Source organism: Micromonospora sp. URMC 105 (genome assembly GCF_051386295.1).
Taxonomy (GTDB): Bacteria; Actinomycetota; Actinomycetes; order Mycobacteriales; family Micromonosporaceae; genus Micromonospora.
Genome location: NZ_JBPQTL010000144.1, coordinates 1 through 10,534, shown reverse-complemented (window position 1 = coordinate 10,534; position 10,534 = coordinate 1). Strand labels below are relative to the sequence as shown.

Here is a 10,534-nt window from a genome sequence, read left to right as displayed (position 1 = left end):
CTGCCACTTCGTGGCAGGGGGCCGGACCCTCGTCGGGTCAGCGCTGGACGAAGACCGCCACGCTGCGGGCCGGCACGGTGAACGTGCCGGTCGCCCGGTCGAACGAGGACGTCCGCAGCACCGGGTCGGCGGACTCCCGCAGCACCGGGTGCAGCGACACGTCCGCCCCGCGCAGGGCGGTCACCTGCTGCCGGGCCGCCTCCGGGGTGGCGTTGAAGACCACCGTCAGCGACCGCCACTTCCCGTCCAGCCCGCGGGCGTCCAGGGTCATGGTCAGCACGCCCGGCGTCTCGTTCTCGCCCGAGAGCGGGAAGGCGACCCGCCGCTGCACCTGACCGGCGGTGGCCAGCCCGAACACCGGCGAGGACTCCCGGATCCGCAGCAGCTCCGCGTACCGGGCGTCGGCCAGGTTGATCGCGGCGCAGTCCGGCACCAGCTTCGGGTCGGCCAGCAGCGGCTTCGCGTACGGCCACTTGTCCTTGTTGTCCTGCTCCGGCGGGAGGCCGGCGCCGAACCCGTTGCCCTGCGCGCAGTCCCACCGGATCTGGTTGAACCAGTCACCCGAGTTGTACGAGTTGCGGTCCAGCGACTTCGAGCGCAGCCGCTCGGAGCCGGTGGTGACGAAGCCCGCCCCCTGTCCGAAGGTGGTGGTCGCCAACGCCAGCACCTGCATCCGCGCCCGGTCCGTCACGGAGGTGCCCTGCGGCAGCTTGTACGCCAGCGCGTCGTACAGGATCTCGTTGTCGTGCGCGTCGACGTAGGTGACGGCCTCTCCCGGCGCGGCGGTGTAGCCGGCCGGCGAGCCGTTGTAGTCCACCTGGGCGCCGGTGACCTGCCGGCCCGACGAGTCGGTGAACCGGTAGCCCCGCAGGTTGCCGGCGAGACCCACCTTGATCAGGTCGTGGTGGCGCAGCAGCCGCGCCTTCTGCTCGGCCGCCGTCCCGTTCACGGTGTCGCCGTTGGGGTCGGTGTAGAGACCGGAGGCGAAGCCCTGGACGCGGGGGTTGCCGTCGAAGGGGCCGCCGCCGCGCACCGCGTCGCGGAGCCGGTCGTTGAAGGTGCCGATGCCGGTTCCGGCCATGTTGGCCTGGGTGGCCTGCACGAACCGGGCGTCGTTGGCGACCTCGCCGAAGTTCCAGCCCTCGCCGTAGAGCAGGATCTTCCTGCCGTCCACGCCGTCGCGAGCCGGGGTGAGCTGGTCGAGCGCGGCCCGCACGGCCAGGATGTTCGCCTTCGGGTGGTGACCCATCAGGTCGAAGCGGAAGCCGTCCACCTTGTACGCCTTGGCCCAGGTGACCAGGGAGTCCACCACCAGCTTGCCCATCATGGCGTGCTCGGGGGCGGTGTTGGCGCAGCAGGTCGAGTTGGCGACGCTGCCGTCCTCCAGCAGCCGGTGGTAGTACCCCGGCACCACCTGGTCGAGCACCGACTTCGGGTCCGCCCCGGAGGCCGAGGTGTGGTTGTAGACCACGTCCATCACCACGCGCAGCCCGGCCCCGTTGACCCCGGCGACCATCTGCCGGAACTCGGTGGTCCGCTTCGCCCCGGCCGGGTCGACGGCGTAGCCGCCCTCCGGCACGGTGTAGTGCAGCGGGTCGTACCCCCAGTTGTAGCCGTCCCTTTCCGCGACCTTCGCCACGCACGCCTGCTGCTGGTCGGAGTCCGGCGGCAGCTTCGCCAGGTCGCAGTCGGGCTGCTGCTGATCGGCCCGCTTCTCGGGGATGGTGGCGAAGTCGAACGCCGGCAGCAGGTGCAGGTAGTTGACTCCGGCGTCGCCGAGCGCCTTGAGGTGCTTCATGCCGGCCGTGTTCGGGTCGGTGAAGGCGAGGTAGGTGCCCCGCTTCTCCGGTGCCACCGTGCCGTCGGCCATCGAGAAGTCCCGCACGGACAGCTCGGAGATCTGCGCCTTCGACGCCGGCACCGCCGGCGGCTTGCGCAGCTTCGCCCAGCCGGACGGGGCCAGCGCCGGGTCGGACAGGTCGACGATCTGGCTGTGCGTCGAGTCCGGCGCGAGCGCCACCGAGTAGGGGTCGGTCACCGAGGCGGTGACCACCTTCTGCGTCGCCGGCTGCCAGGCTTCGACCTGATAGCGGTAGTACTTCCCGGCCCACGCCTTGGTGCCGCGCACCGACCAGACGCCGGTGCGGTCGTTGCGGCTCATCGCCACGATCCGCGGTGCGGCCGTCGGCGAGTCGAAGAGCTGCAACGACACCGTCCGGGCGGTGGGCGCCCAGACGGCGAGGGTGGGCACCCGGCCGGCGAAGGTGGCGCCCAGCTTCGCGTCGGTGGCCCGGGCGTAGACGTCGTCGAGCACACCGGGGATCTGCACGCCGGTCGCCCCGAGCAGCGCGCCCTTGGCGTCCCGCTCGGTCACCACCAGTTGCCCGCGCAGCGCCGCCGGGACCTTGGCCAGGTCGGCCCGGTCCAGGCTGAACGTGCGGTAGGACCACAGGTGCGGGAAGGCCGCGCGCTGGGCCTCGGTGAGCCCGTTGCGCTGCGCCCGCAGCGGCAGTGAGGTGTACGTCCCGGCCAGCTCGCCGTCGGCGATGCTCAGCCCGCCGGCCGGGGCGGCCACCAGGGCGTACTGCTTGCCGTCGGTCGGGCCGGTCGACCAGGCGACGGTGGACCGGTCGATCCAGTGCGCCTTCTGCTTGGTGATGTCGAGGTCCCGGGCCGGGCCGGAGGAGCTGGGCGGCAGGAGCCGGCCCTTGACCCCGGCGAGCAGCCAGACCTCACGTCCGGCGCTGGCGAAGTCCAGCCGCTGGTCGTCGGGCTGATCCTTGGTGTCGCCCTTGTGGATGATGTAGCTGAGCCCGGTCGCGCCCGCGGTCAGCGGCACCCGGAAGACCGCGCCGAAGGCGTCGATCTTCTCCGGCTGCAGCGGGTTGGCCCAGTCGGTCGGGTTGGCGGCGCCGTCCCAGAGGTGCAGGCCCCAGCCGGCGTAGTCGTTGTCGGCCTTGCGCCAGTGGATGAGCGCGGTGCCCTGGTCGACCGCCGGGTCGGGCTCGCCGGTGGCGGCCTGCCGGGTCGGGTAGAGGGTCGGGTCGCCCTGCTTGACCCAGACCTCGCCGGTCTGCGTCACGTCGATGGTGCGGTCGTTGGCGACGTCCTTGTTGCCGTTCTTGTCGACCACCAGGAAGCCGACCGACTTGGCCCCCGGCTTCAGCTTGACCCAGGCGAACCGCCCGTAGGAGTCCTCACCGGCGAACGGCTGACCCTTGGGCCACTCGGTGGCGTACGCCGGGTCGATGTCGCCCCAGGCGTAGAGGCCCCAGTCGTCGTACCCGCCGGCGGGGCGCTGGTAGTGCACGACCGCCCAGTCCCGGGCCGCGCTCTGCGCCGGGGTGCCCACCACGCCGGTGGAGCGGGTGGCGGCGGTACGCCCCTTGCCGTCGCGGACGACCGCCTTGTACTCGACCTTCGTCCCGCCGGGCAGCCCGGTCAGGTCGTGGTGGACGGTGTACGGGGCAGCGTGCGCGCTGCCCAGCAGCGTCCACCTGCCACCGGGTACCCGGGCGGCGAAGGTGACGGTGGCCAGCGGGTCGCCGGTGACCTGCGCGGTGACGGCGGCCCGGGTGGCGACCGGGTCGGCGCCGGGCGCGGTGATGGTGACGCTCGGCGCGGCGGTGGCCTGCGGGACGGCTCGACCGGCCTTGAGGACCACGGCGGCCATCGGCGGCACGGTCAGGCTGAGCTTGCCGTCCGCCCCGGCGGTCGAGGCGGCCGCGCCGCCGTAGATGCCGGTGAAGGCGGTGCCGGCCGACCAGGTGTCGACGGAGACGGTCTGCGCGGTGGCGGCGTTGTTCACGGCCACCACGTACTCGGTGCGGTCGGCCGGGGCGATCCGGGAGAAGGCGAAGACGCCGGGGCCGTCGGCCGCGTACCGGGTGACCTGGACGCCGTCGCGCAGCGCTGGGTGGGCCTGGCGCAGCCGGCCCAGCTCCGCGATGGTGCGGTAGAGCGGGTGCGTGGTGTCGTACTGGTCGCCGGCGTGGGTGCGGGCGGTGCCGATCAGGTCGTCGTCGAGGTACTCCGCCACCTTGGTGGCGAACATGTCCTGGCGGGCGTCCTTGTCCCCGCCGGGGCCGGTGAAGCCCTGCTCGTCGCCGGAGTACACGACCGGCTGGCCCCGGGTGAGGAACATCAGCTGGTGGGCGAGCTGGTCACGGCGCAGTTGGGTGGCGTCGTCGCCACCAGCGGCCGCGATGAACGAGCCGATCCGGCCCATGTCGTGGTTGCCGAGGAAGGTGGTCAGCCGGTTGGCGCCGGTGTCCCGGGCGGCGTACAGGTCGTCGCGGGCGTACACGTCGGCGAGGGCCTTGGCCGAGCCGTCGGCGGCGGTGTAGCCGCGCGCGGCCTCCTGGAAGGAGAAGTCCAGGGTGGCCGGCAGCCCGCCGCGCCGCACGTAGGTCGAGGCAACCTCCTGGTCGGCGCTGTAGACCTCGCCGAACATGAAGAAGTCCTTCTTGCCGGCGGCGTCGGCCGCCTGCTTGATGCCCCGGCTGAACTGCGGCCAGAAGCCGAGGTTGACGTGCTTGACGGTGTCGAGGCGGAAGCCGTCGACGCCGGTGCCGGCGATCCAGTCGCCGTAGGCCTTGGTCAGGCCGCGCACCACCTCGGGGCGCTCCGTCCACAGGTCGTCCAGGCCGAAGAAGTCGCCGTACTCGCTGTTCTCGCCGGCGAAGGTCGAGTCGCCCCGGTTGTGGTACATCGTCGGGTCGTTCAGCCAGGCCGGCACCTTGACCTTCGCGTCGGCCGCGTTGGCGAAGGTGGGGGTGTACGGGCCCGCGTCCGCGTTCACCTTCGGGAAGTCCCGGGTGCCGTCGGCGTAGTTGCGGTCCTCGAAGGCGCGCCCCTGCGCGTCGGTGTACGGCGAGGTCTTCTTGTCGACGTACGCGTACTTGTCCTCGGCGTACTTGATGACGTCGGCGGTGTGGTTGACGATGACGTCAAGGTAGACCTTGATGCCGCGCTGGTGGGCGAGCTTGACCAGCTTCCGCATCTCCTCGTTGGTGCCGAAGTGCGGGTCGACCTGGGTGAAGTCGGTGATCCAGTAGCCGTGGTAGCCGGCCGAGACGTCCGTGCCGCTGCCCTGCACCGGACGGTTCTTGAAGATCGGGGCGAGCCAGATGGCGGTGGTGCCCAGGCCCTGGATGTAGTCGAGCTTGTCGATGACACCCTTGAGGTCGCCACCGTGGTAGAAGCCCTTGTCCTTCGGGTCCAGGCCGGTACGGAGGCGGTCGCCGGTGAGCCCGCCGGAGTCGTTGCGCCGGTCGCCGTTGGCGAACCGGTCCGGCAGGACGAAGTAGAACTGCTCGGCGCGCCCGGTGCCGGCGCCCGCCTTGAGCAGAGCCTCGGTCGAGGGCTCGGCGCCCCACTGGGCGGCGCCGGCCGCCGCGAGGGCGTCGACGGTGGGGGTCCGGCCGGTGGCGTCCGCGCCGAGCTGCTGGACGGCGACCGGGGCTCCGACGAGGGCGAGGGTGAGGGTGGAGACCAAAGCGAGCAGTGCCTTGCGAGACATCGGCGGGGGTTTCATCGACGGCCTTCCTCTGGTCGCTGATTCGCCCGCACGCTAGCTCTTGCCGAAACATTCTGCAATACCTTGCAAACCGAGTCGTAACAAAGCAGCCGTCTTGCGGAACCAGCCGTCATCGCGGCCGTACGGGAGGGTGACCTGGAGGGCGGATCAGAGCCCGGTGCAGGGGTTGCCGTCGACGGCGCACCCGCTCGGCCGGGTGTTGCCAGCGGCGCGTTCGAAGTGGAACCGCAGCGCCACGGACGCGCCGCCGTCGAGGTCCGCTCCGCTGCTGTACGTGAAGACGCCGTCGGACATCCGGCCGCTGCCCTGCGGCGCACCCTCCACCCAGGAGGTGACCAGACGGCTGCCGGCCGGCGGCACCAGCCGCACCGTCCAGGGGCGCCGACCGGTGGCGGCGTTGCTGACCAGCACCTCGCCGATGAAGCCGTCGCCCCAGGCCTCCGTCACCCGGTACCGCCCGGTGACCGGCGACGCGGGCGGGGGCGGGGGCGACGGGGCCGATCCGGGCTGCGCGCCCGCACCTGCGGCGGAGGAGGCGGGGCCGGCGCTGGGCGTCGCATCCGGCGGTGGGTCGCTGCGGCGCGGGGACAGCCCCGGGACGACCGGAGCGGGCACGGCGACCGCCGCCGCCCGCGACGGCGAACGCGACGGCAGTTCCGGCAGCGCCACGGTGGCGGGCAGGTCAGCCGGCCGGGCCGACCCGGGCTCCCGGCTGCGGGACGCGGCCAGCGCGACGACCAGCAGCACCACCATCACCACGACCCCGGTGGCCACCACGACCCACGGCGACGAGGCGAGCGCGGTGGCGCCCCGGGACGTGCGGCGACGCGTACCGGACATTACGCTTCCTCCTCCGAGCGGTCCGGAGAGCGTAGCCATTATCGGCCATGTCGGACAGTGCCAGGACCATCACGAATCCGCCCGACCGTACGAAGTGCACCGGCGCTCAGCCGATGGTGCAGTCGGCCCCGTTGACGGTGCACTGGCCCGGCTGGTCGCCGCTGCCACTGCGGCCGAACGTCAACGACACCACAGCGCTCTCCCCCGCCGGCAGCGGACTCGTGCCGCTCAGCACGAACCAGCCGCTGCCCTGGGTACGCACCGACAACCCCGAGCTCGACGACGCCCGGATCGACTTGACGTTGCCGGTGAACAGCAGCTCGACCCGCCACTCCCGGGCCTCGCCGGTGGTGTTGCGCACCGTCAACTGGGCGGAGAACGAGTCGCGGTCGCTGGAGGTGGCCTGGTAGTGCGCGCTCACCCGGCCGGAACCGGCCGGGGCCGGCGCGCGGGTGCTCGGCGTCGCGGCGGGCCGGCGGATGCTGGCGCGCGGCGACGGCGTGGCGGTGGCCGTCCGCGACGGAGTGGTGTCCACGGCGACCACCGGGGCGTCGGCGGGCGCCGTCGCGGACGACGTCACGGAGGGCATCCGCGGCAGGTACATCGGCGGCGCCGGCTCGGGTGCCGCCGGATGCTCCGGTCCGCGGAGAGAGAGCAGGGCGAACACCAGCAGGACGGCGAGCAGACCGACCCCGAGCAGCACGACGATCCACGGCACCGACGCCAGTACGGCGGGTGCGGATCGCGCCTCCGGCCGCGGGGCCGAGCGGTCTGACATGAGGTCTCCCTTGTCCGAGCAGACGCGCCAGCGTAGCCAGCGCCGCCGGCGGACAGCAGCGGGGCCGCCCGGTACGACCCGTCCGGCCGACAGCGGCCGGAAAACGGCTGGTCACGTGAAGCCGGTTCGGGTCCGATCGGGTGTCCACACCGATGCCGTCCACGCACGGTCGGAACCACCGTGGCCGACGGCGGCGGCGGTCAACCGGCGCGGATGACGGTGCAGATCGCCGGACCGTCCTCGGTGGTGCGCAGCAGGTAGCGGTACCGCTCGCCCGGCACGGCTCGGCCCTGGCTGTCCAGGAACTCCCACTGCACGGCCACCATGGTCAGCAGCGCGGCGACCGGCTGCACGTCCTCGATCAGGGCGTTCGCCGCGATCAGCTCCTGCTCCTGGTAGCCCGGGGCGGCGCCGACGAAGGAGAGCGCGACGGCGGCCAGGGTGCTGAACGAGAAGCTGTAGGTGTCGGCGACCACCAGCCCGGGCAGGGCGTAGCAGCCGGCGAGGGCGGGTACGTCGCCGGCGGTGAGCGCCACGCCGTACCGGTCGAAGAAGTCGGTCAGCGTGTCGAGATCGGTGGAGGCTCTCACGGCGTCACCAATTGCCGCCGCCGCACGACGGCAAACCTCAGCGCGGCGGGATGTGCACCTCGATCTCGGCGCCGAGCTTGGCCTGCCCGGCCAGGTCGAGGTCGTCGCCGCTCCAGAACCGGCCCGGGTCGTACCAGTTCGGACGGCGACCGGCCGGCAGCAGCCCCATCGCCTCGTAGGTCACCGCCACCACCTCGGCGCAGTACGCGGTCTCCAGCGCCCGGTCGCGCACCGACCCGGCGGAGGAGTCCCGCCGCCCGGGCAGCGGCAGCCTGACCTGCGGCACCCGGCCCCGGGCCCACCGCCAGGCGAGCTGGGCGGTGGAGGGGAAGGGGGTGCCGTCGAGCCGGGCGACGGTGCGCAGCACCGCCTGCTCCATCGTGGCGTCGGCCGGCGGGTCGAGCTGGCGCAGCCAAGCGCGCTGCCCGTACCGGTTGGCCCAGACGCAGACCGCGTCGCGCAGGTCGTGCAGCTGCACGCCGCGCTGGTGGCTGCCGGTCCACATGTCCGGCAGCGACCGTCCCAGCTCGGCGTGCCACATCAGGGGCGGCATGTCGTCCAGCACCACCGCCATGCCGACGTGGTTGACCGGGCTGTTCGTGGTGAGCTGGATGGCCCGGTCGGGCACGCTCCGGCCGCGGAACACCCACACGTCTCCGGTACGGGTCAGATCGACGGCCTCGTCCAGGCTGATGCTCATGAGCGTCTACCCTAGGCCGATGCGGCAACGGATGCGGTGGTGGAAGGTACTCGGTCTGGCCGGCCTGGCCGGGGTCGCGGCGTCCGGGGTGGTCATCGCCCGCGCCGAGCGGCGCCGCCGGTCGTACACGCCGGAGGAGATCCGGGACCGGTTGCGCGAGCGGCACGCGCAGGCCGCGGGGAACGGCACGCCGGCCGGCGAGCAGGCCTGACCCGGCGGTCGCGGGTCAGCCGCCGGCGCGGCGCAGCGCCTCGTCGAGCGCCTCGGGGGTACGACCGACCAGCGCGCTGCCGTCGTCGAGCAGCAGGATCGGCCGCTGGATGAGCTCCGGATGCGCCACCATCGCCTCGATCCAGCGGGGCTCGGTGGCGTCGTCCCGGGGCCAGTCCGCCATGCCCGACGCCACGGCGGCAGGCTCCCCGGTGCGGCACACGTCCCAGGCGCGGGCGTTCAGCCGGCCCAGCACCTCGGTCAGCTCGGCCGCGCTCGGCGGCTGCTCCAGGTACGCCCGCAGCCGGTACGGCACCCGCGCCTCGTCGAGCGCGGCGCGTGCACCGGCACTCTTCGAGCAGGACGGGTTGTCCCAGATCTCCATGACCGACATGGTGGCAGAGCACCCGCCGACCCGCCCACTCTGGCTCCCCTGTGGACGGTGAACGGGGCATCGGAGCAGCGGTTTCCCGGCTACCATCCCGGCATGGCCACGTCGTTCGACCAGACGCCGTTCGTGCTCTCCCCGCCGGCCGCCCCCGTCGAGCGGCACGGCCGGGTGGATCTGCACCTGCCGGCGGGTGACGGGCCCCGGCCGGCCGTCGTGCTGGTGCACGGCGCCCCGCTGCCGCCCGGCATGCCCGACCCGCGCGACTGGCTGCTCTATCGGGGCTACGGCGCCCTCGTGGCCGAGCAGGGCCTGGTCGCCGCCGTCGTCAGCTACCGCGTGGACGAGCGGACCGGCTTCCCGGGCGCGGCCGAGGACGTCGCGGCGGCCGTCGCGCAGGTCCGTGCCGATGCCCGGGTCGACGCCGACCGGCTGGTGCTCTGGTTCTTCTCCGGCGGCGGGCTGCTGATGGCCGACTGGCTGCGCGACGCGCCGTCGTGGCTGCGCGGGCTGGTCGGCACCTATCCGCTGCTGGTGCCGTTGCCCGGCTGGGAGGTCGACGCCCGGTTCCGCCCGGTCGACGCCGTCGCGTCCGCCGGCGACCTGCCGATCCTGCTGGTGCGGGCCGGTCGGGACATGCCGCCGCTGCTGGCCGGGTTCGACGCGTTCACCGCCGCGGCGGCAGTCGCCGGCCGGTCGGTGCGGGTCCTCGACGTACCGGACGGACAGCACGGATTCGACGTGCTGGACCACACCGACCAGTCCCGGGACGCCGTGCGCGCGGCCCGCGACAGTGTGGTCGCGCTGCTGCGCGACGCCTAGCACTGCCCGGTCGGCGCGGTCGGCGAACTCCCCCGCCTGGCCGGACGCCACGCGGCCACGGTGCGCCGCCGACCCGGCGTTGGGGCGGTTGCCGGCCCCAACCCTCGATCGAGGCTGCGCCCGCGCCCTGCGATTCCTTCGGGTCGTCCGGGGTGAGTTCGGCGGGCGGTCGCCCGATGGCCGGTTTGACCCTCGCTGTCGGGTTCTTAGGCGGTGGAGTGCTCGGCGACCATGCGGCCTCCGGCGCTCTTTGCGCCCCGCGGCGGGGTGGCGCGGAAGATTGGGTGCATTTCATGTCGCGATGACGACCACAAACGCACCCAAAGGTGAGGTCGCTCGCGATCTCGCGGCCCGATGGGCTGCATGTCCGACCACCCGGTCGAGCAGCCTCCGGGAATGCCACGCCCCCGAGCCCGGTTGTATCCCCCAGCACCAGCCGAACAGGCCCCGGGTTGAGGCTCGTGGAATGCGGACTCTCCCGGGTCGGTTACATCCCCGGCACCATCTGAGCCGCCCCCGGGTCGAGGTTCGTGGAATGCGGTGCCTTCCGGGTTGGTTACATCCCCTGGACATCCGAGCAGCGCCGCCCTTGTGTGTGGCCGCCGGACAGATCCCTCTTCTTTGACTTTCCCTTTCACGCGTGGTGCCGTCCCCCGGCGGTGTCGTG

At 73.0% G+C, this 10,534-nt stretch carries 8 protein-coding genes; 2 read left to right on the top strand and 6 right to left on the bottom strand.

Translation table 11 applies throughout. The annotated features are described in order from the left end of the window. Positions 1-37: 37 nt before the first annotated feature. The 5 genes from pulA to ACSNN7_RS27445 all read right to left on the bottom strand — a co-directional run bounded on the left by pulA (position 38) and on the right by ACSNN7_RS27445 (position 8,447). Positions 38-5,536, bottom strand: a complete 5,499-nt coding sequence (gene pulA / locus ACSNN7_RS27465; RefSeq protein WP_436683931.1) for a pullulanase-type alpha-1,6-glucosidase — start codon at positions 5,534-5,536, stop codon at positions 38-40. 150 nt (positions 5,537-5,686) lie between these two features. Continuing rightward, a complete protein-coding gene (locus tag ACSNN7_RS27460; protein WP_436683929.1) occupies positions 5,687-6,379 on the bottom strand; it encodes a cellulose binding domain-containing protein in 693 nt (230 codons plus the stop codon). A 106-nt stretch (positions 6,380-6,485) separates the two neighbouring features. Further along, positions 6,486-7,157: a cellulose binding domain-containing protein gene (locus ACSNN7_RS27455; protein WP_436683928.1), complete on the bottom strand. Its 672-nt coding sequence runs from the start codon at positions 7,155-7,157 to the stop codon at positions 6,486-6,488. Positions 7,158-7,357: 200 nt separating this feature from the next. Beyond that, entirely contained in the window at positions 7,358-7,747 is a 390-nt protein-coding gene (locus ACSNN7_RS27450) for a hypothetical protein (protein WP_436683926.1), read from the bottom strand. A gap of 37 nt (positions 7,748-7,784) precedes the next feature. Continuing rightward, entirely contained in the window at positions 7,785-8,447 is a 663-nt protein-coding gene (locus ACSNN7_RS27445) for a hypothetical protein (protein ID WP_436683924.1), read from the bottom strand. A 31-nt stretch (positions 8,448-8,478) separates the two neighbouring features. On the opposite strand from ACSNN7_RS27445, the gene ACSNN7_RS27440 reads away from it, so the two are divergent. Continuing rightward, the gene (locus ACSNN7_RS27440) at positions 8,479-8,658 is read left to right on the top strand and encodes a hypothetical protein (RefSeq protein ID WP_179806561.1); all 180 of its coding nucleotides are present in this window, start codon (positions 8,479-8,481) and stop codon (positions 8,656-8,658) included. Positions 8,659-8,673: 15 nt separating this feature from the next. Here ACSNN7_RS27440 and ACSNN7_RS27435 read toward each other — a convergent pair whose 3' ends face one another. After that, positions 8,674-9,042: an ArsC/Spx/MgsR family protein gene (locus tag ACSNN7_RS27435; protein ID WP_334458266.1), complete on the bottom strand. Its 369-nt coding sequence runs from the start codon at positions 9,040-9,042 to the stop codon at positions 8,674-8,676. A gap of 102 nt (positions 9,043-9,144) precedes the next feature. Here ACSNN7_RS27435 and ACSNN7_RS27430 point away from each other — a divergent pair, with 102 nt between their 5' ends. Then, a complete protein-coding gene (locus tag ACSNN7_RS27430; RefSeq protein ID WP_436683922.1) occupies positions 9,145-9,867 on the top strand; it encodes a hypothetical protein in 723 nt (240 codons plus the stop codon). Positions 9,868-10,534: the final 667 nt, after the last annotated feature.